The following is a 22,063-nucleotide window of genomic DNA, read 5'->3' on the forward strand; positions in this document are numbered from 1 at the left end:
GGCCATGCGACAAGGCGGATTCATCACCCGCTTTCCGGTTAACCCTTCGTGATGATTCACTGTGATGGAGTGAAATGACTTACACCAGATTTTCCCACGATGGCTATGAGGGGTTGTACCCTCATGAACTGATTGCGATAGTTGGCTATATGGAACGACGCGACGCCAGCGAATTGGAGCGCATTATCCGAGAGCCGCCGAAGTCGCCTTACAGCGTGAAGTCACAAGGAATGAGGGACTTTATAGCCGATGTGATTGCAGGCAAGAAAACACGCCCCAGAAAGAAACCATCAACCGAACGCCGCGATTTTGAAATAGCCCTGGCGATTGATGACTTGATGTTCTATGAAGGCTATAACCTAACATCAAGCTGGGACAAAGACGGCGCGGCGGCCATTGTTGCAGAAAGATTTGGTCTTGAAGGCAAAGACCCGGAGGGGACGGCAGTTAAAGCATACCAAAGGTTCCAGCATATAGTGAAAACGCCTAAGCCGTAATCTGGAAAATGTGAAGTCACATCTTCCATGACTCACCGAAAAATATTCCCATAATACCGTAGCTATACCGCGCCATATCGGAGCGGCTCTATCAATATGAGATTCTATGGCTACCCAACAATTATTCCCCCCGAAACAAGCCGCCGATTATCTCGGTGTCAAAGTTTCAACACTTGAGGTGTGGCGTTCGACCAAGCGCTATAACATCCCCTATGTGAAGGTCGGCAGATTGGTGAAATATCGCCAGTCAGATCTTGATGCTTTTTTGGAGTCGCGGACTGTCGGCGCGGATTCCGCCGCGTAATGAACCCCGAACCTACCACCATAGGCCGGGGTTTTGCGCATCCATGCCGCCAAGAATGAACGAGTGTGATTTTATCACACTGGCGGCGATGACGCGACCCGGCGAAACAGGATTTTGCCAATGATTGAAAAACTCACTTCACGACTCGATGGAGTCAAATGCACCGGCCAAGGCCGTTATACCGCGAAATGCCCGGCGCACCCTGATAAATCGCCATCCCTGGTCGCGACAGAGAAAGAAGGCCGCGTGTTGCTGCATTGCTTCGCCGGCTGTGAACCGGCCGACGTATTGGCCGCTGTCGGGCTGACGTTTGCTGACCTTTACCCTGGGAAGCCGACCTACAGCAAAGGCCGCAGAACCGCCCAGTTCAATCCATATGACGTTTTGAAGTGTCTGGCCCGTGAAGCTGGAATCGTGACCCTGGCGGCGGCTCAAATTTCAACCGGCCACCCGCTGACCACGGCCGACGCTGAACGCGTACGGCTGGCTCATGAACGGCTGCGTGATGCAGCGCAACTGATGGGGGTTCGGTTATGAGCACTGAATACGTTTCGAGTGCTGAAGAATACTTGGGCCAAACGCCAGACGGGCCCCTTCCAGATGATTACGGCATGAATCGCGTCAACGCGCATAACGCCAAAATTGCACGGCGCATTGCACGGCGGAAAAAGTCCGACACTATCGACACTATCAGCACTGGCGCGGTTTCCAGCGACACTGCTTCGACACTGGAATCGACATTCGACGAAAAAAATGCTGATGGCGAGGGGCTAAAAGACAGTCTTCTCTCGAAACAAGTGGCTGCAAAATTGCGGACCGAGCTTGCCTTGGACGAAATAACCGGCGACTGGTTTCGATGCATCAAGGGCATTTGGAAGCCAATCGCGAAAATCAGGGCGACCAAAACGATTAACAGCACCCTGCATAAGTTTCTGATCGAGGGTTTCAGCATGAGCAAGCTGAACGCCGTCGAAGGCTTCCTAAAGCTCTATCTCGCGGTAGATGCGTGGGAATCCGACAAGGCGCTGTTGCCGATGCAGAACGGCGTTTTAGACACAAAAACCATGGCGCTTACGCCTTATTCGGCAGCCCACCGATTCAACTGGCAGTTGCCGTATGCTTACGATCCAGAGGCAAAAATCAAGGTTATCCGTCAATGGCTTAATGATGCAACCAGCGGCGACGCTGAAATCATCAACACAATCCGCGCATTCTTCAAAATCACTCTGGTTGGCGGCGAGGTGCAGAAATTCCTTGAAATCATTGGGCCGGGCGGCACTGGCAAAAGCACATTGATCCGGCTGCTGATTCTGTTGATTGGCGAGGCAAATCATTCGGCCACCGATCTTAAAAACCTGGAGCAGAACCGATTCGAGCCGGCAACGCTGTACTGTAAACACCTGGCTGTTATCAGCGATTCGAGCCGGTACGGAGGCGAAGTCAGCGTATTGAAGGCCATCACCGGCGGCGATCCGGTACGGCACGAGCGCAAGAACCAACAGCAGAGCGGATCATTCGTTTACGGGGGCACTGTGGTGATTGCTTCAAATGAGGCTATCCAATCGACCGACTACAGCAGCGGCCTTGCTCGACGTCGGTTGCCTATCTCTTTTGTGCGCAAAATCACGGACGAGGACAAAGCCAAGTGGCGGCCTTACGGCGGCATCGAAAAGGCGATGCAGGCCGAATTGCCGGGGCTTTTGAATTGGGTGCTGTCAATGCCTGATGCTGAAGTGGCCGACCGCCTCAGCACGATCAACGGCGGCCTGAGCAAAGCGCAGCGGGAGCACCTGGTAGAAACCAATAAGCTGGCGGCTTGGATTGACGATAACCTGGTTCTGAAAGAGGGCCACATCCACTATGTCGGGGGCAGTCCCAATGCCCTGAAAGATCAATACGCTATCGAGCGTGAATACGGCGAAAAACTCTACCCGAATTATTGTCGTTGGTGTGTTGAAAACGGATTTCAAGCCATTGCGGTTCAACGTTTCACGAACAACCTGCTCGACATTGCCGAACATTGCAAGTTGCCGGTCAAGCCCCTCACGCGCGATGCCAATGGACGGCGAATATCCGGCTTTAAGATCAGAACCCTTGGTGATGGCGCAATCGCAACACCGATCACAAAAACTCTATTGAGTGCCGATGAATGTCGAAGCAATGTCGATACCACTACCCCTAAAACCCTTGAAAATGCTGATAGTGTCGAAGATGTCGATAAAACCTTGCCTGATGATACGGAGGCGTTTTAATGACCGCCTTACAACGCATCAAACGTGCCGGGTTCGAGGTTTCGTTATCCGGCGATACCTTTACGGTCAGTCCGGCATCGAGGCTGACCCCTGAACAACGGGAGTTTTTGAAGGCGCACAAAGCCGAGATCGTCAAAGAGCTATCGGCCATCGGTGCGCCTGCGCCGGCGACCGACGGCCGCCACCACTGCCGCGAGTGTCTTCACTTCGCGAGCTACCACGCCCACGGCGGCGGTGCTGGCATATGCAATGCTGAGGTTATGCCGTACGGCGCTTGTCATTGGGCCGATACCGTCCACCAGTGCGGCAAATACCTATCGAGCGCCAGCGATACCAAGCTGGTGCAGGCACCGTCCACCGACCCGCTACTGGTCGAAGTCTGGACGCCCAGCGGCACACCGATGACGATCCGAGCCGACAATGCCGGACATGCCGAGTGGTTACGCAAGATGAACCCGAAACCCGAGAGTCCGGCACCGAAGCCCGATCCTGCACCAAGAGGCCAAACGATCAGCGAAGCCGCCCACAACGCCCAAGGCCGCTATTTCAAATTCCTGGCGACCTGGCCGGACGGCAGGCAGTGTTATTTGTGCGCCATGCCACGCCAGACCTTAAGCGAAGTCCGGGCACAGTATCCGACCGCCACGCATATTGAACCCATATTGAACGAGGATTACACCGATGACGAAATTTAACCGACAATTCATTCCCGAATACCAAAACAAATTGAGCCGCGACTTTGAAAGCCGGCAGATTTTGAAAGTCTGCTACGGATGCGGCAAAGGATTCAGCAAACGCCAAGGCCGCGCTAAGGCCGCACTTGTCGCCAATGCACCCGGCCGCTACGTTTGCGCCAAATGCGCGGCCAATCCGCCAAAGAGCATTCAACGGCTCGACTTGAACGAGGACCGCCCATGATTGACGCATTGATTACCGGCAAGCTGATCCGTGATCCGGCATTGAAGACCGGGCCGTCCGGAAAACCTTACTGCAATTTTCTTCTGTCGGTTCCGACCGGCGACGGCGAGCCGGTTGTTGTATCCGGTATCGCTTTTGCCGACGTAGCCGAGCGGATTGGCAGGCTTGGGAAAGGTGACGCGCTGAGCGTGGCCGGAAGCCTGAAGCCGTCCCAGTGGACCGACAAGACCACCGGCGAAACGAAGCACGGCCTTAACGTTACGGTATCGGCTGCATTGTCGGCTTATGACGTGAAGAAGCGGCGCGGCAGTGCCGACGGCACCGAGAGCAGCCGACCACCGCAAGCCCCACCGGATTACAGAGGGTATTCGGCTTAAAGCTAAAGAGTTTATCGCTGAATGTTGGGCCGAGGCCCAGAATAATGAAAAACCAAGAAGATTCGCAAGTGAAGTTGCAAAAATCATCAGAGCCGAATACCGTCGTCGATTTGCCTCCGCCTGATATCGACTACGGCATCATCACCTCGGGCCTTTGCCCGACCCCTGAAGACCAGGCGTTTTTCGATAAAGACGTCGCAGGTCAACCTCCGTCTGCAGACTAATTTTTTATTTTCACTCTGCGAAAATTATTTTTATTTTTCGTTTCGTTTTATCCCTCTTCATTTCGTTTCATTTCCATTTATCTCGCTTTTTCCCTTTCATTTATCTCGTCTCTGTTCATAAAGCGATCCAATAGACTTTTGAGAAATGAACAGCGTTTAATTATAAATCCCTGGTTTAGAATGTCGAAAAACGCACACTGAACCCGGTTTAGGAGGTTAGAAAATGGCAAACGAGTATCCTGTAGAGATTGACGGCACCACCGGCGAAGTCGAGCCCATACCCCCGCAGCGCGGCCAGCGTTACCGCTGCAAGCTGGACACACTGCAAGATGTGCGCCGCGAAATGGCTAAAGTCTATCGTGAGGCGAGGTCTGAAGTGATTAACCCGGCGACCGCCAGCAAGCTCGTTTGGTGTTTGCAAGCGGTCGGCAAAGTGATCGAGGGCAGCGATTTAGAAAAGCGCGTAGAAGCCCTGGAGGCCAAGCAATGAGCCTCAAGACAAGACTGGAAAAACTGGAGCAGCAACAACCGGCCAGCACTCCTAAGAAGTGGGAGCTGATCGGCGTTTTGAACGGCGAGACAGAGGCGCAAGCCATCAAACGATGGAAAGCGAATAACCCAGACAAGACCGAGCCGGAGAACATTATCTTTTTGGTTCCGTTTGGATATGAGAGGAGCGAAGCCGCATGAGCATTAAAACGAGACTGAACAAATTGGAAACCACGGCCAAGACGCTGCCCGATGTCTGGCTGAAAATCATCACCGAGGCGGGCGACACTGCCGACGTGATCGAGCGATTGAAGGGCGAAGCCGTCGAGCAATGGAAGCAGGCCAATCCTGACAAGGCCCCGCCGAGAGAATTTAACTGGATACAGATAGTGATCGTCGACCCACCACCGCGTTCTCTGCACTGACCACCAGAGCCGGGGCAACCCGGCTTTTTTGTGTCTGGCGTTTTCGTGACCGCCACCCCGGTGCTGCTGTAACAGCCCGCACACCGCGCCAGCACTGGCGTTGTGCAGGATCCGCGCTTACGGTCATGTGCTACTTTCAGGAAACAACACACAAAGCAATAATCATGCCCGTCTGTAATGCACGGTTGTCGCTGCTTTCAGAGAGTTGGCACGAAATCATGCTAGTGAATTGATTGTGCGCCAAATGGGAAACAATTGCCGAATCACCGCACCGGCAAGGTGAGGTTATGGTGAGGGTTTTGCCCTACCACACGGCGAGTTCGGGAAGTGGCTGGAGGGGAATTGTCGGGTAAAGGAGAGACAGGCGCGTCGGTATATGAAGCTGGCAAATGAAATGCCGGAATTACTTGAGGCAAATACGTCGAGCTCGACGCATTTGGGCATAGACGCAGCCCTCGCCTACCTCGCAGCCCCGGATGACGTAGCGGCCTGGCGGAACAACGGCAAGGTTTTGGCAAGGGTTCCGTCCTGGTGGATCGGGAGCGGCGACGAATCCGCAAGTGTTGCGTGTGTGTGAAGGCGGCATTTTTGTGCCCGAGCTTAACCAAGACCGTAGCACCAGCGTAGCACCGGAAATAAAAAAGGGCTTAGACTTTCATCTAAACCCTTGATTTATCTGGAGCTGGCGATGGGACTCGAACCCGCGACCGGCTGATTACAAATCAGCTGCTCTACCAACTGAGCTACGCCAGCGAAGAATTGCGCATTATACAGAATAATCTTATTTTGACCAACATTTTTGAACGACTCAAATAGAGCCTGGAAAAACGGACCATCTCCGGCCGTACGTTGATCCGAAGCTCACGGCCGATATTTTCATTTTACGCTTTTCACTACGCGTTTGTTGAAGGCCACAGATTTTCTGGTTTTTCCGGTCAAACCGGCTTCAATGCCAGTATGTTTGGTCCTAAAGCGCTGTACCTTTTCCGGCGCGATGCCGGTGCCTTTGGGCTGGAAGGAGGGGACAAGGTGGTGCTTGCCGTTGCCGATCAGGTCGCTGCGGCCCATTTCCTTCAGCGCTTCGCGAAGCAGCGGCCAGTTGTTCGGGTCGTGGTAGCGCAGGAAGGCTTTGTGCAGACGGCGCTGCTTGACGCTTTTCGGGATGTAAATCTTGTCGGCGTTGCGGCCGATCTTGTGCAGCGTGTCGAGGCCGGAATGGTACATCGCGGTCGCGATCGCCATCGGCGACGGCAGAAAAGCCTGCACCTGGTCGGCCCGAAAGCCGTGTTTTTTCAGCCACAACGCCAGATTCAGCATGTCCCGGTCGGTCGTACCGGGGTGCGCAGCGATGAAATACGGGATCAGGTATTGCTCCTTGCCGGCTTCTTTCGAATATTTGTCGAACATCTCCTTGAAGCGGTCGTAAGTGCCGATGCCGGGTTTCATCATTTTGGACAACGGTCCTTGCTCGGTATGTTCGGGCGCGATTTTCAGATAGCCGCCGACATGGTGGGTGACCAGCTCCTTCACGTATTCAGGGGAAGTCACCGCCAAGTCGTAGCGCAGGCCCGAAGCAATGAAGATCTTCTTGATGCCGGGCAAGGCGCGCGCCCTTCGGTACAGCTTGATCAGCGGCGTGTGGTCGGTGTTCAGGTTCGGGCAGATGCCGGGAAACACGCAGGACGGTTTCCGGCAGGCCGCTTCGATTTTCGGGTCTTTACAGGCGAGCCGGTACATATTCGCGGTCGGGCCGCCCAGGTCGGAGATGTGGCCGGTGAAAGCGGGCGAAGTATCGCGGATCGCTTCGATTTCGCGGATGATCGAATCCTCGGAGCGGCTCTGGATGATCCGGCCTTCGTGTTCGGTAATCGAACAGAACGAGCAGCCGCCGAAGCAGCCGCGCATGATGTTGACCGAATGCTGGATCATTTCGAACGCCGGAATGTTCGCGTTGCCGTAAGTCCTATGCGGCAGGCGCGAATACGGCAGGCCGAAGACGCCGTCCATTTCCTTCGTGGTCAACGGGATCGGCGGCGGATTGATCCAGACCTGGCGCTGACCGTGCTGCTGGATCAATGGACGCGCATTGCCCGGATTCGTTTCGCCGTGCATGACCCGTGAGGCATGCGCGTACAGCACCGGATCGTCCTTCACATCTTCATAGGCGGGCAGCCGGATCACGGTGTTCGCGCGCCGGTTTCTGAGCAGCGTTTTGTCGAATTGAACCACGTTCTCGCCGGGAACGGTTTCAGCCGGCTTCGCATCGCAGGCCGGCTGCTCCTGGTACGGATTCTGCGGCGACATTACGACGCCCGGCTTGTCGACTTCGGTCGAGTCTTTCACCGCGAAGCCTTCCGGAATCTCTTTCACGAAATACGCGGTGCCGCGAATGCCGGTAATCTCGGAGAGCGCTTCGCCGCGCGCCAGCCGGTGCGCGATTTCGACGATCTGGCGTTCGGCATTGCCGTAAACAAGCAAATCGGCCTTCGAGTCGAGCAGGATCGATTTCTTGACCGTATCGGACCAGTAATCGTAATGGGCAATCCGGCGCAGGCTCGCTTCAATCCCGCCGATGATGATCGGCACCTCCTTAAATGCCTCGCGGCAGCGGTGAGAGTAGACGCTGACCGCGCGGTCGGGCCGCTTGCCCGCCGCGCCGTCCGGCGTGTAGGCGTCGTTCGAACGGATTTTTTTGTCGGAGGTGTAACGGTTCACCATCGAATCCATGTTGCCGCCGGTCACCCCGAAAAACAGATTCGGACGGCCGAGCTTCCGAAAGTCGTCGGCCGAAGTCCAGTCGGGCTGCGAAATGATTCCGACTCGGAAGCCCTGCGCTTCGAGCACCCGCCCGATCAGCGCCATCCCGAAACTCGGGTGATCGATATAGGCGTCGCCGGTCACCAGGATGATGTCGCAGCTGTCCCAGCCGAGCGCCTCCATTTCCTGGCGGCTCATCGGCAGCGCCGGCGCCGGGCCGAAGCGGTGCGCCCAGAATTTGCGGTAGCCGAACAGATAAGGCGCGGCGGGTAACACGGAATGGATCATTTGATGACTCGGTTGATGACGCGGGGATTGGATTTGACGAGCGTTCTCAGGAAACTCGAAAATTCGATACGGTAAAGCGGTTCGAGCGCTTCGGCCCGGCTGCGCAGCGCCTTCAGCGAATACGCAGGCGACCCTTTGTTGAAGGCCAGCGCGATAATATTGTCGTGTTCGTTGACCGGCAGAAACAGCACGCGTTCCTCGAACGCTTCGTTCAGCCAGTCGCAATACGCCTCGAACAGATCCTTGTCGGTGTTCCACAGGTTCACGACCAACAGGCCATCATCCTTCAGCAAGGTCCGGCAGGCGTCGAAAAACGCGATGCTCGACAGCGACGGCGACATGCCGTCGTGATCGAAAATATCGACGAATAAAAGATCGAAATAGCCGCTTGAAGTTTCGGCTCGGCGGCGCACATAATCGCCGCCGTCACCGAGAATCACCTTCAGCCGCGCATCGAGCGGCAACCCGAAATGGCTGCGCGCGACTCTGACTACGTCTTTCCGGTATTCGACCGCGACTAACCGGCAATCGGGAAAATGATATAATAAATGCCGGGCCAGCGAGCCGCCCCCCAGGCCCAAAAGTAAACCCTGCTCCGGCGCATCTTTAAACAGCATCCAGCTATTCATCGCGCGCAGATAGGCGAGTTCCAGTTTTTCCGGATCGTCGATGCGCAGGCTGCTTTGTGTTGCGGAGGAACCGAAGTGCAGCGACCTGACGCCGTTGTGTTCGACCACTTCGATGACGCCGTCGTCATCGTGGCTTTGATAAATCAGCCGGCCTTTGACTTTGTAAATGTCTTTGCTGCAAGTTTCCAACATAAGTGGGGCGCATTATACCTTAAGATGCTTTTTAACCTGTTGAATTTATTGTTCTCGCCGGCAAAATTACCGCCGCGCCCCCGCTTGAAAATACGCGTACTGCCCTAATATCGGCCTGGAACGAGCCGGCCCTGCGGCGCGTCAACAAGCGATTATTTTTTCTTTTAACTACCCGAGAGTCGATCATGAAACCGCTCCTTCTTCTCGTTTTATTGTCATCCTCATTTGCCGTCCTTGCCAACGACCCGAAAAACGAATGGCACAATACCACCTTGTCGGACGCCACGATCAAGAAAATCCAGGAGTCCCGCTTCGAATACAAAAAATGCGTGGACAGCGAAATGCAGAAGCCCGAGTACCGGTCCGCCGACGTGCGCACCGGCGCCGAACAGATCGTCAAGCAGTGCGAACCGGTACTGGGCAAGATGCGCACCGTCTACGCGGAAGAGAAAGTGCCCGACACCATCATCGACCGCCACATGAAACAACTGCGGCTGCAAACCACTCGAACAGTCATTCAAAACCTGATGTTTGCGGCAGCCGCCCGCGAAGCCGGCCAAACGAAATAAGGAGTCTTCATGAATATGCAATATGCGATCGATTTATCGCTTAGGCCGACCACGTTCGACTTCTGGCACGTCTGTCTGGCCAGCGCGGTGCTCGTGTTGGCGCTGATTCTGATCATCGTGCTGCTGTCGATGGTGATCGGCATGGCCCGTTGCCGGAAAAAGCGGGCCGCAGCAGCCGTGGCGCCGGCCGCGCCTGCACCTGCGCCCGAACCGGTCGTGAAGGTCGTCGAGAAAATCGTCGAAGTCGAAAAAATCGTGCCCGGCCCCGCGCCGGAACCGGTCATCCTGAAGGAAGCGACGCCCGACGCGGCGCTGCAGCTGCTGGGCCTTTTGCAGCAGCAGGCGCGCTTCATCGACTTCATCAAGGAAGACCTGTCCGGCTTCAACGACGCGGACATCGGCGTCGCGGCCCGCGTCGTACACGAAGGCTGCAACAAGGTAATCAACGAGCACTTCTCCCTGGCGCCGGTGCGCAGCGAACAGGAAGGCGGCAAGATCACCCTGCCGAAAGGCTTCGACGCGGCCAGCGTGCGGCTGACCGGCAAGGTGACCGGCGAGGCGCCGTTCACCGGCACGCTGGTGCACAAAGGCTGGCAGGTCACCCAGGTCCGGCTGCCGAAACTGACGCAAGGCTATAATGCCGCAATCGTCGCCCCGGCGGAGGTGGAATTATGAGCGAAGCCAATCCGTCCGTTGAAGCAGGCTCCCGTTTCTCCGTCGGCATCGACCTCGGCACGACCCATTGCGTGCTGTCCTATGCCGATTTGAACAGAGCCGAAGAAGACGACTTTTCGCCGGAGGTCCTCGACATTCCCCAACTGGTTTCGCCCGGCGCGGTCGAAGACAAGCCGCAGCTCCCTTCGTTTCTGTACCAGGCGCATGAAGCGGAACTGGCGGAAGGCTCGACCGCCCTGCCCTGGTCGGCGAAACCGGACTATCTGGTCGGCGAGATCGCCCGGACGCTCGGCAGCAAGACCCCGATCCGGCTGGTCGCCAGCGCGAAGAGCTGGCTCTGCCACGCGGGCGTCGACTGCAAATCGCCGATTCTGCCGAGCGACGCGCCCGAGGAAGTCGAGCGCGTATCGCCGTTCGATGCGACTACCGCCTACCTGCGGCATATGTATGACGCCTGGCGCAACCTGCATCCCGATGCTCCGCTCGAACGGCAGGATCTGGTGATCACGGTGCCGGCCTCGTTCGATCCGGCCGCGCGCGAATTGACCGTCGAAGCGGCCCGCGCGGTTGGCCTCGGCCAGGCGATCCTGCTCGAAGAACCGCAAGCGGCACTGTACAGTTGGATCGAACAAAGCCGCGGCGACTGGCGCAATCATGCAAAGGCGGGCGACATCATTCTGGTCGTCGACATCGGCGGCGGCACCACCGACCTGTCGCTGATCGCGGTGACCGACAACGAAGGCAACCTCGAACTGACCCGCGTCGCGGTCGGCGATCATATCCTGCTCGGCGGCGACAACATGGACCTGGCGCTCGCGTACACGGTCAAGGCCAAACTCGAAAAAGACGGGCGCCGGCTCGAACCCTGGCAGATCCAGTCGCTGACGCACAGCTGCCGCGAGGCGAAGGAAAAAATCTTCAACGATCCGTCATTGGAGGAACTGCCGATCGTGGTCGCGAACCGCGGTTCGTCCTTGATCGGCGGCACCTTACGCACCGAGCTGACGCGCACCGAAGTCAACCAGGTGCTGGTCGAAGGCTTCATGCCGAAAGTCAATGCTTCCGACCGGCCGATCGCGCGGCCGCGCACCGGTCTTCGGACCGTCGGCCTGCCGTATGCGCAGGATGCGGCGATCACCCGCCATCTGGCCGCTTTCCTCGCCAAACAGCAGGGCGCGACGAGCGATCTGAAAGACGTCAATCTACCCGAGCATGCGACTTTTCTGCATCCGACCGCGGTGCTGTTCAACGGCGGCGTGCTGAAAGCCGAGCCGTTGGCCGAGCGCCTGGTCGAGGTACTGAATGCGTGGCTGCAGGCGGAAGGCGCGCCCGAAGCACAGCTGTTGCCCGGCGCCGATCTGGATCTGGCCGTCGCGCGCGGCGCCTCGTACTACGGCGTGGTTCGCAAAGGTAAAGGCGTCCGGATCAAGGGCGGCACCGCAGCCTCGTATTATGTCGGCGTCGAAAGCGCGATGCCCGCCGTGCCCGGCCTGCCGCCGGAACTGCAGGCCTTGTGCATCGCTCCGTTCGGAATGGAAGAAGGCACGCAGGAAGAGCTGCCCGAGGACGAGTTCGGGCTGGTCGTCGGCGAACCGGTACGCTTCCGCTTCTTCGCCTCGAACTCGCGCCGCGACGACCAGGTCGGCGACCGCCTGACCTATTGGGCCGACGAGGAGCTGACCGAACTCGACGAGATCGAAGTCACGCTGCCGCCGGAAAACCGCCGCCCCGGCGAAGTCGTGCCGGTGCATCTCGCCTCGGCGGTCACCGAGGTCGGCACGCTCGAACTGCACGCCGTTTCGCAGAAGGACAGCGGCCGATGGAAAATCGAGTTCGACGTCAGGGCCGGCGAAAGCTGAGCTATTCAAAGCGGGGGGGTACGTTGCGCGTACCTTTTGAAAGGTTCGATTCAAGCGAATTTTTTGAAAACGATACGCGCAGCGTACCCTACTTACTTCTATGTACCAACTCAGCTTTTACGTCCCCGAATCGCATCTCGAAGCCGTCAAAGAAGCCCTGTTTGCCCAAGGCGCGGGCCGGCATAGCGATTACGATCGATGCTGCTGGCAGGTACGGGGCGAAGGCCAGTTCCGGCCTCTGGCCGGCAGCCGGCCGTACATGGGAAAGCCGGATACCACGGAAGAAGTGGTCGAGTATAAGGTCGAAATGATCTGTCAGGATGATTTGATCAAAGCAGCCATCCGAACTTTGCTGGCCGTCCACCCCTACGAGGAACCGGCTTATCGGGCCTATAAGATTCTGACTGCCGAAGATTTATAAGAGTGAATTTAATCAGGAGCAACGAGGTCTATCGGCCAGTAGTACGCTGAATAAAACTCGGCAGTCATATCATTCGGTCATTCATCGCTTCAATCATCGCGGGGTAAAGCGATGTCTTCAAATATCACCATTTTGAAATGGCTTCTGGCCTTGGTTCTGATTTTTGGAGGATTCGTCCTCCATAAGATCTTCGGCGTGTTGGCCAGCGACCTCTCCGACAAGGAATATGTCTGGCTATTGAAACTGATCTCGGAGTTCGGCCTGTTCACCTCGGTCGTCATCTCGGTCGGTTTTTTCCATCACTGGATCATCGCCACCGAACAGCGCCGGGAAACCGAGCAGATGTTTCAGAAAGTACTGACCCGCTATATCGACGGCACCGTGATCAACGCCACCAAGCGCGGCTTTGTCGGGATCACCAACAAGGAGCTCGATTTTTCGGAGATCATGCATGGGCTCTACCACGGCGATTATGTGTACTGGCTGATCACCTTCGATCCGCGCTACAAGCATCACTGCCGCGAACTCGAACACGCGATCCGCAAGGGCGTGCATTTCAGGATGATGATTTTGAAGGATTGCCCCATTTCGGAATTGTGCGCGGGCGAGATCATCGACTACGGCGTCGAAGAGTTCCGCCAATACAACCGCCTGTTTTTATCCTCGCTCGAAGACATCGCCGGACGCATCGACAGCCGTACCGAAGGTTCGCTCGGCGTTTTCGTGTACGACACGCTGCCGAGCATCCCATTGTTCATCATTCTCCGCAGCGCCTCGAAAATGATGGAAGTCTACAACAGCTTTTATCTTGCGGAGCCGGTCGGAAGAATGCCTTACCTGCATTGGCAGACCGAATTGAAGGCAAAGTCGGAGTATTCTTTCGAATCGGCCAACTGGAACATGCCCGACCTGTTCGAAGATTATTTCAAGCGGCGCTGGCGCATGGAGTGCGCCAAACTCCGCCAGGCCGAGAAAAACCACACGTCCTACCCCGATTTTCTCTATGCGCCGGTTTCGGCGAAGAAAAAATGCACACAGCTCGCGGGTAACGGTAGAAACCTGATTCGGTCGAATGGCGGCGCTTCCAATCAGACCGGGGTATGACGCCGAAAACAAGACACCTTAAGCGACTGAACTTTTAACGGACCACCCTATCGCACAATCGAGTGCGGAAAGCTGGAGGAATCAAATCATGTTTTATCGAACACTGTCCGAATTGCCCGAAAACGTGCGGGAACACTTGCCGAAGCATGCCTGCGAGATTTACATGAAAGCCTTCAATAGCGCCTGGGAGCAGTACGATAAACCCGAGGAGAGACGGAGTAACGCTTCGCGCGAGGAAACCGCCCATAAAGTCGCCTGGGCCGAGGTCAAGAAGGACTACCAAAAAGACGATCGAACCGGAAACTGGAAAAAGAAAGAGTAAGAGCTGAACTTTCAAAGGCAAACCAGTCAAAAAAATACGAATATGCAAAAAATTGTTGCATTTTGAGGGGAGTTAATCGAAGAGGCCGTTTTTCTCGACTCAAAGTCTAACAACGGTGCTTCATAACCGATAGCGTATATTCATCGATCATTGACTTTTTTACTCGCACTAAGAGGAGGTCCATCATGAACTGGGATCAAGTACAAGGCAACTGGAAACAAGTCAAAGGGAGCTTCAAATCCGCATGGGGCCGGCTCACCGATGACGAACTGGAAGAAATCAACGGCGAGCGCGAGAAACTGGTGGGAAAGATTCAAGAGCGCTACGGCATGGCCAAGGATGAAGCCGAACGCGAAGTGGAACGGCGGGTCGAAACCTTCAAAATGTAAAGAATAACATTCAGCCCGTGCATCCGGAAATGACCTTATTTCGAATGCAGGGCTGATTTTTCTGCTATTTGCTTGCGGCATCATCACCGGCGAATGGGTAGGCTGCTTCAGCCTGTTCAAACCTGAAATGTATCTATGCCGTTTTTCCGAAATCCTAACTTCCTTCCCGGAAATTATTTCAACCCACTCCCTACACCGGAGTGAACAGAGCGTACTTGTATCCTCTGGGTACTCTGCAACCGTGCGAGGGATTCCCAGGGGATACGAACCCGCTTTATTCGTTATCTCCCCTTGGAATTTATTTCAGCGCGGCCGTTATTCCTTTTTCAAGCTTAGCCCGGGCGGAAACATTACGTTTTTTGGCGCGCGAAACGGCCCGGAGAACGCCTCCTGCCAGCACGGCGCCCTTCATAAAAGGGTGCAGCTTTGCCCGCTGAGATAGGCTATTTTCGAAAACGAAGCGATCTTCCCTTCCGTGCTGCCGCAATTCCGAATAGGCTTCGTATCAGCCGTCAGGACTTTTATCCTGCACCTTTTTCTACCCGAATTTTGCCTCGAATCGATCACCGATTCGTCGATTTTCTCTATGGAATGCTCTATCGAAGAACGAATAGCAAGAGGAAGAGGAAGAGGAAGAGGAAGAGGAAGAGGAAGAGGAAGAGGAAGAGGAAGAGGAAGAGGAGTATATGACGGATACGGCTGACGAAATCAACGGTCCAATTCAAAAATCCAGTGTATGGCTGAAGATAGAAGGCGTATCATGCGAGCTTGTCAATAGCTCATGGAACAAACTTTGAGGAATCGGCTTAAGATACTCGACAGACCAGACTCTCTTAGAAAATGAGTCCCGACCGAGTCAAGGTGGGGTGAACGATGGGGCTCGAACCCACGACAACCGGAATCACAATCCAGTGCTCTACCAACTGAGCTACGCTCACCATTATAGGGAAAAACCGACATCAAGAAATGGCGCGCTTGGCAGGACTCGAACCTGCGACCCTCGGCTTAGAAGGCCGATGCTCTATCCGGCTGAGCTACAAGCGCTAATGGTCGGGGTAGAGGGATTTGAACCCCCGACATCCTGCTCCCAAAGCAGGCGCGCTACCAGGCTGCGCTATACCCCGTGTGTCTTCCTTATCTGGCTTGTGACTTTCTCAGCCACCCTTGAAGAGTTGACTATGGTAACGATATATCGAGTCGCCGTCAAATATTTTTTTGTTTTGATCAAATTATCTTAACGGTCCGCAGCGATGCAAGATACATTCATCTGCCTGCAGTATTATATTCTGATTTGTAATCCTCTTCCAGTAGCGAGTGAAGACGGTTGCCGCAACAGGAATTTATTGAGCAGGCAATCATCAAATAGTAGCATCCGCATACGCTTGCAAGTCATAATAAAGGTTTCTGCCAGCACAACAGTGAACGGGATTTGACGTTTTGGAGAAGAAGCTATGAGAGGGTGCCGATTGTTTTGCGTGTACGCAATGCCGTTGATTTTTTGCGTTTTCACTGAGGCGGCCGTTGCCGAAGGAAATAAAACCATGAATCTGAAACTTGAATCTCCGGACTTCGCGCACATGGGCGAAATTCCGAAACGCTACACTTGCGACGGCGACGATAGTGCGCCGCCATTGAACTGGTCGAATCTACCGGCCGGCGCTCAGAGCTTGGCTCTGATCGTCGACGACCCCGATGCGCCCGACCCGGCCGCCCCCAAACTCATCTGGGTGCATTGGGTGCTTTACAATATCCCGGCCTCCTCCACAGGTCTGGCCGCCGGGGCGGAAAAGCTGCCGCCCGGCGCCCTGCAAGGGTTGAATGACTGGAAACGGGCCGACTACGGCGGTCCCTGTCCGCCGATCGGCCGGCATCGTTATTTCTTCAAGCTCTATGCGCTGGATACCGTACTGCCCGATCTTGACGGCCCTGACAAAAGCCAGCTTGAAGAAGCAATGTCCGGACATGTAATCGGGCAGGCCGAGCTGATCGGCACTTACCGGCATTGAAACCGGACCACGGCCAAGCGCAACCGCAGGCGAGCAACAAACCGCACAGCGGCGGAGGCACAATCAGGCTGATCGCCAGCATTGCCACAAGCGGGCGCACCCTTTAGGACGATTCTCACCATCACTCCTTTTGCAGCGGACAAGTTGGCATCAGATCCTGAAGACCCGCCTTCACCGCAGACCCAAACATTAACCTCTGCCGCCTGATCGATATTTAATCATTCTAACGCGGCCTCAAGCAGAGCAAGCGGTTGCGTGAATTATAAACGCGCAATGAACAACTTTATCCACAGGTTCTGTGGATTGGTCTTTCAAGATATTATGTGCGCTGCACAGAGTCCCGTTGCCTTTAGCCTTTATTTCATCCGCCAGGAAACGCATGACCGATCTGGAACATTCCAAGCTGCCGGGCATCGCGCTGGTACTTGGTCTGCTGATCGGACTCGAACGCGGCTGGCGCGAACTCGACGAAGGTATGCGCATCACAGGGCTTCGCGCCTACGGCCTGATCAGTCTTTTGGGCGGATTAAGCGCACTGCTGGCCAGACAAGCCGGCCCCCTGCCGATCGGTGTCGTCTTCATAGCGCTGACGCTGATCCTACTGGCCACCTACAGCAAAAATCAAAACAAATTCGAAGATATCGGGATTACCAGCGAGACCGCCTCGATGCTTACCTTCATCCTGGGGGCGCGGGCATGTCTTGCGGGCGGCATCATCGGCGGTCGTGGCGACGCTGCTGCTCGGCTTCAGGCCGCTGCTGCACGGCTGGGTCAGTAAACTTGACCAAAGAGAACTCGAAGCCACACTGAAACTGCTGCTGATCTCGGTCGTGATGCTGTCGGTTCTGCCCGATCAAGGTTACGGCCCCTGGCAAATGTTCAATCCCTACCCTGTCTGGTGGCTGGTGGTATTGATTGCGGGCATTTCGTATCTGGGCTATTTTGCGATCAAGATAACGGGCCACCGGCTCGGGCCGGTCGTGACCGGCGCCTTCGGCGGCCTGGTTTCGTCAACCGCGGTCGCGATCAATCCGGCGCGCATCGCGAAACACGACGACACCCTGCGCAACACGCTGGCGACGGGAACTTTAACCGCCTGCGCGACCATGTTCGCCCGCACCCTGCTCCTGGCGTTCATCATGAATTCGGCGTTGTTCCGCCAGCTTCTGGTTTCCCTGTCGGCGATGAGCGCCTTCACCTAATCTGGCGGCGCTGCCGCTTTGGTTGAATACCCAACCGAAGCGGGACGGCTCGGGCGACATACCGCTTGAAAATCCTTTCCAACTCGGCATGGCGCTGAAGTTCGGCGCTTTCCTCTCCGTCATCATGCTGCTGTCGAAGTTTCTGCAAATCCAGTTCGGCAATGCGGGCGCGTACGCTCTGGCCGGCATGTCAGGAGTGGTCGATGTCGACCCGATCACCCTGTCAATGGCGCAGATGCACAAACAGGGCCTGGAAATCGCGGTCGCCGCACAGGCGGTTTTTATTACAGTAGCGGTCAACTCGGGTTTCAAGGGACTGCTGATCGGCGGGCGGGCGCTGGGTTTCAGGGTAGCCGGCCCGCTGGCCGCTTCGATCCTGGCCGGATGGGTTCTGAATTGACCGCCGCCCCGGAATCTGGCGATTTTTCCCGCCGGCCGGCAATCCGCATGTCAAAGTCAGCCAATATAGGTGTACAATAAAAAGTTTTCTACAAACTCGATCTGCGCGGTTTCCTACGACTGCGCCCGAACGTTAAAACTTCGACTATGGCTACAGAATCCCGTTATATCCAGCTCATGGACACGACCTTGCGCGACGGCGAACAGACGCAGGGCGTTTCGTTCACGCCGGCGGAAAAAATCAATATTGCGAAGGCGCTCCTGCAATGGCTGCGCGTGGACCGGATCGAAGTGGCTTCGGCCCGGGTTTCGCAGGGTGAGAAAGAGGCGGTGGCCAGCATCAACGCATGGGCCCGCCAGGAAGGCTTTGCCGGCCGCGTCGAGGTCTTGGGCTTCGTCGATCATACGCGCAGCGTGAACTGGATTCTGGAAACCGGCGGCAGCGTGATCAACCTGCTGACCAAAGGCAGCGAAAAGCACTGCCGCGAGCAGCTCGGCAAAACGCTCGAACAACATACCCAGGACATTCGGCAAACGATCGACTATGCGCTGCAGAAGGGCCTGAAGGTCAACGTGTATCTGGAAGACTGGTCGAACGGTTACCAGAACAGCCCGGATTACGTATTCGGCCTGATGGATAACCTGAAGGATGCCGGCATCAGCCATTTCATGCTGCCGGATACGCTCGGCGTGATGGCGCCGGACGAAGTGGTCGCGAGCATCGGTGACATGTGCCGCCGCTATCCGATGCTGCGATTCGATTTTCACCCGCACAACGATTACGGCCTTGCCACCGCCAATGTGATGGCCGCGGTGCGCGCCGGCGTCAGCTCGGTACATTGCACGGTCAACTGTCTCGGCGAACGGGCCGGCAACGCCTCGCTCGCGGAAGTCGCGGTCGTGCTGCGCGACAAGATGGCAATGGAACTGTCGATCGACGAAACCCATATCGTCCGGATCAGCCAGATGGTCGAAAACTTTTCCGGCAAGCGCATTGCCGCGAATGCACCGGTCATCGGCTCCGACGTGTTCACGCAGACCGCCGGCATCCATGCCGACGGCGACCACAAGGGCGGGCTGTACAAGACGCGCCTGAGTCCCGAACGTTTCTCGCGCACGCGCAGTTATGCGCTAGGCAAGATGAGCGGCAAAGCGTCGCTGAAGAAAAACCTGGAGCTTCTGGAAGTCGACCTGTCCGAGGAAAATCAGAAAAAGGTACTGGCCCGTATCGTGCAGCTCGGCGATTCGAAGCAAACGATCACGACCGAAGACCTACCGTTCATCATCGCCGACGTGCTCGAAAGCAAGAGCTACGAGCATATCCGCCTGCTCAACTGTTCGATTACGAGCGGCCTCCATCTCGAATCGACCGCAAGCCTCCGGGTCGAAGTCAACGGCGAGAAACATCAGACTTCCGGTTCAGGAAACGGCGGCTTCGATGCGTTCATCGACGCGCTAGACAAAGTATTGAAACTGCACGACTACACCCTGCCCGCCTTGGCCGATTACGAAGTCCGGATACCGAAAGGAGGCCATACCGATGCGCTGACCGAATGCGTCATCACCTGGAATTGCGGCAACGAGCTGCGCAAAACGCGCGGCGTGCATGCGAACCAAGTATTCGCCGGCGTGATGGCGACGCTGAAGATCATCAACATGCAGTTGCACGAACTGAAGGCGAGTCAGGTCTGATTCGGATTGATTGCGTGCCGGACGAAACCGGATCGGAATGCAGATCGGGGTAGGCAGAAAGCTGCCGCTCTGCAAGAGACGTATAGGTAGGTCGGGTTAGGCGCTAGCCGTAACCCGACATTTGGAAGCCGGAGTGGCGCTGAGTTACTCTATGTGGGCACACCCGGCCGGTAAGAATCATTAGTTAGGGTAAACCACTTTCGGCTCGAAGCTGGCCGCCGGATATTTCGGGTCGAACTCGGTTTGCTTGGCAGCGGCTTGCGCCTGTCCGGGGCATTTGACCGATTCGGAAGCACTGCCGCTCGATGCGGCGGCGGCCGCGTCCTTATCGATAAAGACGACTTTCGGCTGGAAGTTGGCGGCCGGGTATGGGTCGTCGCTGGCGGCTGACGCGCTAAATGAGCCGAACGCAAACCCCGCGGCCAAAAGTCCCAGAATGACTGTTTTTTTCATGATGATGTGTCTCCGATGATAAATGAGGGATAGCTCTGTTGGTTTCAAAGCCCGATAGCTTCTAGTATCGGGCAAATCGCAGCAATTGGCAACCCCGATTTGGCGCAACCGGAAGCCGGCGCCGAATCGCTACAGAAGTTGTTTTATATGGGGCGCGCCGTCCAGAAGCCGGCGCCGGAACGCTTCGATTTCGTTTTCATCCTGCCTCAAATGCCGCTCGATCGGCACCCGAATATCCCCTATCACCGACATCGGCGAAGGCGACAGAAAAATCAGCCGGTCGGCCAGCGCAATCGCCTCGCGCAAATCATGGGTAACGAACAGCACCGTATGCGGACGCTTCCGCCAAAGATCCAGCAGCAATTCCCGGACCTGCCGCGCAGTCGGCGGATCGAGCGACACGAACGGTTCGTCCATCAAGAGCAGCTCGGGATCGATCGCGAATGCGCGGATGATCGCGACCCGCCGGCTCATCCCCAGCGACAGGCGTTCCGGATAGACGTGCTGGAAGCGGGTCAACCGCATCGCTTCGAGCAGAAAATCGACCGTATTGCCGGCGGATGATTCCTGCAGGACCAGCTCGATATTCTGCCTGACCGTGCGCCAGGGCAACAGGCGCGGATTCTGAAAGATATAACCGATCTTCGGCAGCGCCTGCTGGCGGCCGATCCGGATCTCGCCCCGGTAATCCCGATCAAGGCCGGCGACGATGTTCAGCAGGGTTGTCTTGCCGCAGCCGGACGGTCCGACCAGACAAACGAATTCGCCCGAATGTAGCGTCAGATGGAAATCTTGGATCGCCGCATGCGCCGCCGCCTGCCCTACCGCAGGAAAAACTTTCTCCCGGATGTCGATCCGAATATCGGTCACCGCCGCCACCTTTGCGATTTTTTATCCAGCGGCTTCAGAATCGTATATTCGATCCCCTGAATCACGATCACGAATGCGATCGAGTAAGCCAGGATGCTCGCCACATCGAACAACTGAAAATACAGATGCAGTTGAAAGCCGACGCCGTTGTTGCGGCCCAGCAGCTCGACGATCAATATGATTTTCCAAATCAGGGCCAGGCCGGAGCGGGTCGCGCTCATCAGGAACGGATGCAACTGCGGCCAGATCACATGCTGCAGCGTGTTCAGCCGGCTCATACGGTAGCAGCGCGCCATGTCCAGCAAGTCCTGATCGAGCGCACGGGCGCCTTCGCGGACCGTCACGACTACATTCGGCAGCTTGTTGATCACGACCGCCAATATCGCCGAGGCTTCGTTCAGCCCGAACCAGACGTAGCACAGAATGATCGTGACCAGCGCAGGAATGTTCAGGAAGATCACCAGCCAGTTGTCGAAGAAGGCGTCCAGTTTTTTGAGGCGCCCGAGCGCGAGCCCGATCGCGGAACCCAGCAGCATGGCGATCGTAAAGCTGACGATCAGTCGGACCAGCGTAGCGCCCAAATGATAAGTCAGTTGTCCGGAAATCAATTCCAGCCAGAACACACCCAGCACCATCAGCGGCGAAGGCAACAGCGTACTGTCCAGCGAGAATGCGAGGCCCTGCCATATCGCGAGGAAAGCCGCCAGTGACAGGACCGGAAAAAATTTCTGCAATCTGTTCAAGATGCGC

At 56.2% G+C, this 22,063-nt stretch carries 28 protein-coding genes, 4 tRNA genes and 1 pseudogene; 24 read left to right on the plus strand and 9 right to left on the minus strand.

All coding sequences use genetic code 11. The annotated features are described in order from the left end of the window. Window positions 1-74 precede the first annotated feature (74 nt). The 12 genes and pseudogenes from CC94_RS0103830 to CC94_RS25435 form a co-directional block, all read left to right on the plus strand. Window positions 75-497 (plus strand): hypothetical protein, encoded by a 423-nt coding sequence (locus tag CC94_RS0103830; RefSeq protein WP_031429852.1) that lies wholly within the window; start codon window positions 75-77, stop codon window positions 495-497. A gap of 106 nt (window positions 498-603) precedes the next feature. Beyond that, complete coding sequence (locus CC94_RS0103835; RefSeq protein WP_031429853.1) at window positions 604-801, plus strand: helix-turn-helix domain-containing protein; 198 nt, start codon at window positions 604-606, stop codon at window positions 799-801. A 120-nt stretch (window positions 802-921) separates the two neighbouring features. Beyond that, window positions 922-1,338, plus strand: a complete 417-nt coding sequence (locus CC94_RS0103840; RefSeq protein WP_031429855.1) for a DNA primase — start codon at window positions 922-924, stop codon at window positions 1,336-1,338. Further along, window positions 1,335-3,053, plus strand: a complete 1,719-nt coding sequence (locus CC94_RS21215; RefSeq protein WP_084675287.1) for a DNA primase family protein — start codon at window positions 1,335-1,337, stop codon at window positions 3,051-3,053. The genes CC94_RS0103840 and CC94_RS21215 overlap by 4 nt, the downstream gene beginning before the upstream one ends. Beyond that, on the plus strand, window positions 3,053-3,748 hold the full coding sequence (locus CC94_RS0103850) for a hypothetical protein (protein WP_031429858.1): 696 nt from the start codon (window positions 3,053-3,055) through the stop codon (window positions 3,746-3,748). The genes CC94_RS21215 and CC94_RS0103850 overlap by 1 nt, the downstream gene beginning before the upstream one ends. Continuing rightward, window positions 3,735-3,971: a hypothetical protein gene (locus CC94_RS0103855; protein ID WP_031429859.1), complete on the plus strand. Its 237-nt coding sequence runs from the start codon at window positions 3,735-3,737 to the stop codon at window positions 3,969-3,971. The genes CC94_RS0103850 and CC94_RS0103855 overlap by 14 nt, the downstream gene beginning before the upstream one ends. After that, window positions 3,968-4,348, plus strand: coding sequence for a single-stranded DNA-binding protein (locus CC94_RS0103860; protein ID WP_031429860.1), 381 nt, complete (start codon window positions 3,968-3,970; stop codon window positions 4,346-4,348). The genes CC94_RS0103855 and CC94_RS0103860 overlap by 4 nt, the downstream gene beginning before the upstream one ends. Before the next feature lie 44 nt (window positions 4,349-4,392). Next, window positions 4,393-4,572, plus strand: coding sequence for a hypothetical protein (locus tag CC94_RS0103865; RefSeq protein WP_031429861.1), 180 nt, complete (start codon window positions 4,393-4,395; stop codon window positions 4,570-4,572). Window positions 4,573-4,795: 223 nt separating this feature from the next. Then, complete coding sequence (locus tag CC94_RS0103870) at window positions 4,796-5,062, plus strand: hypothetical protein (protein ID WP_051911369.1); 267 nt, start codon at window positions 4,796-4,798, stop codon at window positions 5,060-5,062. Beyond that, window positions 5,059-5,262: a hypothetical protein gene (locus CC94_RS0103875; RefSeq protein WP_031429864.1), complete on the plus strand. Its 204-nt coding sequence runs from the start codon at window positions 5,059-5,061 to the stop codon at window positions 5,260-5,262. The genes CC94_RS0103870 and CC94_RS0103875 overlap by 4 nt, the downstream gene beginning before the upstream one ends. Beyond that, window positions 5,259-5,486, plus strand: coding sequence for a hypothetical protein (locus tag CC94_RS0103880; protein ID WP_031429865.1), 228 nt, complete (start codon window positions 5,259-5,261; stop codon window positions 5,484-5,486). The genes CC94_RS0103875 and CC94_RS0103880 overlap by 4 nt, the downstream gene beginning before the upstream one ends. Window positions 5,487-5,802: 316 nt before the next feature. Beyond that, window positions 5,803-6,063: pseudogene (locus CC94_RS25435) on the plus strand (hypothetical protein); the annotation flags it as partial. Window positions 6,064-6,163: 100 nt separating this feature from the next. Here CC94_RS25435 and CC94_RS0103890 read toward each other — a convergent pair. The 3 genes from CC94_RS0103890 to CC94_RS0103900 all read right to left on the minus strand — a co-directional run bounded on the left by CC94_RS0103890 (window position 6,164) and on the right by CC94_RS0103900 (window position 9,352). Beyond that, window positions 6,164-6,239 (minus strand) — tRNA-Thr (locus CC94_RS0103890). 123 nt (window positions 6,240-6,362) lie between these two features. After that, entirely contained in the window at window positions 6,363-8,531 is a 2,169-nt protein-coding gene (locus CC94_RS0103895; RefSeq protein ID WP_005374120.1) for a YgiQ family radical SAM protein, read from the minus strand. After that, window positions 8,528-9,352 (minus strand): spermine/spermidine synthase domain-containing protein, encoded by an 825-nt coding sequence (locus CC94_RS0103900; RefSeq protein ID WP_005374121.1) that lies wholly within the window; start codon window positions 9,350-9,352, stop codon window positions 8,528-8,530. Before CC94_RS0103900 ends, CC94_RS0103895 begins: the two co-directional genes overlap by 4 nt. A gap of 185 nt (window positions 9,353-9,537) precedes the next feature. Here CC94_RS0103900 and CC94_RS0103905 point away from each other — a divergent pair, with 185 nt between their 5' ends. The 7 genes from CC94_RS0103905 (at window position 9,538) to CC94_RS0103935 (ending at window position 14,691) form a co-directional block, all read left to right on the plus strand. Next, the gene (locus tag CC94_RS0103905; protein ID WP_005374122.1) at window positions 9,538-9,921 is read left to right on the plus strand and encodes a hypothetical protein; all 384 of its coding nucleotides are present in this window, start codon (window positions 9,538-9,540) and stop codon (window positions 9,919-9,921) included. A 9-nt stretch (window positions 9,922-9,930) separates the two neighbouring features. Continuing rightward, window positions 9,931-10,596: a DUF2760 domain-containing protein gene (locus tag CC94_RS0103910; RefSeq protein WP_005374123.1), complete on the plus strand. Its 666-nt coding sequence runs from the start codon at window positions 9,931-9,933 to the stop codon at window positions 10,594-10,596. After that, entirely contained in the window at window positions 10,593-12,455 is a 1,863-nt protein-coding gene (locus CC94_RS0103915) for an Hsp70 family protein (protein ID WP_005374124.1), read from the plus strand. The genes CC94_RS0103910 and CC94_RS0103915 overlap by 4 nt, the downstream gene beginning before the upstream one ends. A 100-nt stretch (window positions 12,456-12,555) precedes the next feature. Beyond that, window positions 12,556-12,876: a YqfO family protein gene (locus CC94_RS0103920; protein WP_005374125.1), complete on the plus strand. Its 321-nt coding sequence runs from the start codon at window positions 12,556-12,558 to the stop codon at window positions 12,874-12,876. Between the two features lie 111 nt (window positions 12,877-12,987). Continuing rightward, window positions 12,988-13,980, plus strand: coding sequence for a hypothetical protein (locus CC94_RS0103925; RefSeq protein WP_005374127.1), 993 nt, complete (start codon window positions 12,988-12,990; stop codon window positions 13,978-13,980). Window positions 13,981-14,068: 88 nt separating this feature from the next. Continuing rightward, window positions 14,069-14,302: a ChaB family protein gene (locus tag CC94_RS0103930; protein WP_005374129.1), complete on the plus strand. Its 234-nt coding sequence runs from the start codon at window positions 14,069-14,071 to the stop codon at window positions 14,300-14,302. Window positions 14,303-14,487: 185 nt separating this feature from the next. Beyond that, window positions 14,488-14,691: a CsbD family protein gene (locus CC94_RS0103935; protein ID WP_005374131.1), complete on the plus strand. Its 204-nt coding sequence runs from the start codon at window positions 14,488-14,490 to the stop codon at window positions 14,689-14,691. Window positions 14,692-15,553: 862 nt separating this feature from the next. On the opposite strand, the gene CC94_RS0103950 is transcribed toward CC94_RS0103935, so the two are convergent. The 3 genes from CC94_RS0103950 to CC94_RS0103960 form a co-directional block, all read right to left on the minus strand. After that, window positions 15,554-15,629, minus strand: a tRNA-His gene (locus tag CC94_RS0103950). A gap of 29 nt (window positions 15,630-15,658) precedes the next feature. Beyond that, window positions 15,659-15,735: transfer RNA gene (locus CC94_RS0103955), tRNA-Arg, on the minus strand. A gap of 3 nt (window positions 15,736-15,738) precedes the next feature. Continuing rightward, window positions 15,739-15,815 (minus strand) — tRNA-Pro (locus tag CC94_RS0103960). Window positions 15,816-16,142: 327 nt separating this feature from the next. On the opposite strand from CC94_RS0103960, the gene CC94_RS0103965 reads away from it, so the two are divergent. From CC94_RS0103965 to CC94_RS0103980, 5 genes are all read left to right on the plus strand, one after another. Continuing rightward, window positions 16,143-16,697, plus strand: coding sequence for a YbhB/YbcL family Raf kinase inhibitor-like protein (locus CC94_RS0103965; protein WP_005374133.1), 555 nt, complete (start codon window positions 16,143-16,145; stop codon window positions 16,695-16,697). 379 nt (window positions 16,698-17,076) lie between these two features. Beyond that, a complete protein-coding gene (locus tag CC94_RS24525) occupies window positions 17,077-17,475 on the plus strand; it encodes an MgtC/SapB family protein (protein ID WP_245619694.1) in 399 nt (132 codons plus the stop codon). Next, window positions 17,423-17,899, plus strand: coding sequence for a DUF4010 domain-containing protein (locus tag CC94_RS25000; RefSeq protein WP_281174005.1), 477 nt, complete (start codon window positions 17,423-17,425; stop codon window positions 17,897-17,899). Before CC94_RS24525 ends, CC94_RS25000 begins: the two co-directional genes overlap by 53 nt. A gap of 22 nt (window positions 17,900-17,921) precedes the next feature. Then, complete coding sequence (locus tag CC94_RS25005; RefSeq protein ID WP_281174006.1) at window positions 17,922-18,299, plus strand: DUF4010 domain-containing protein; 378 nt, start codon at window positions 17,922-17,924, stop codon at window positions 18,297-18,299. Window positions 18,300-18,445: 146 nt separating this feature from the next. Beyond that, a complete protein-coding gene (locus CC94_RS0103980) occupies window positions 18,446-19,990 on the plus strand; it encodes an alpha-isopropylmalate synthase regulatory domain-containing protein (RefSeq protein ID WP_031429873.1) in 1,545 nt (514 codons plus the stop codon). Window positions 19,991-20,170: 180 nt separating this feature from the next. On the opposite strand, the gene CC94_RS0103985 is transcribed toward CC94_RS0103980, so the two are convergent. The 3 genes from CC94_RS0103985 to CC94_RS0103995 form a co-directional block, all read right to left on the minus strand. Then, a complete protein-coding gene (locus CC94_RS0103985) occupies window positions 20,171-20,443 on the minus strand; it encodes a hypothetical protein (protein WP_031429874.1) in 273 nt (90 codons plus the stop codon). Window positions 20,444-20,572: 129 nt separating this feature from the next. Further along, window positions 20,573-21,313, minus strand: coding sequence for an ABC transporter ATP-binding protein (locus CC94_RS0103990; RefSeq protein ID WP_005374137.1), 741 nt, complete (start codon window positions 21,311-21,313; stop codon window positions 20,573-20,575). Next, entirely contained in the window at window positions 21,310-22,056 is a 747-nt protein-coding gene (locus tag CC94_RS0103995; protein WP_031429875.1) for an ABC transporter permease, read from the minus strand. Before CC94_RS0103995 ends, CC94_RS0103990 begins: the two co-directional genes overlap by 4 nt. Window positions 22,057-22,063 lie beyond the last annotated feature (7 nt).

It is taken from the genome of Methylomicrobium agile (genome assembly GCF_000733855.1).
GTDB classification, from domain to species: domain Bacteria; phylum Pseudomonadota; class Gammaproteobacteria; order Methylococcales; family Methylomonadaceae; genus Methylomicrobium; species Methylomicrobium agile.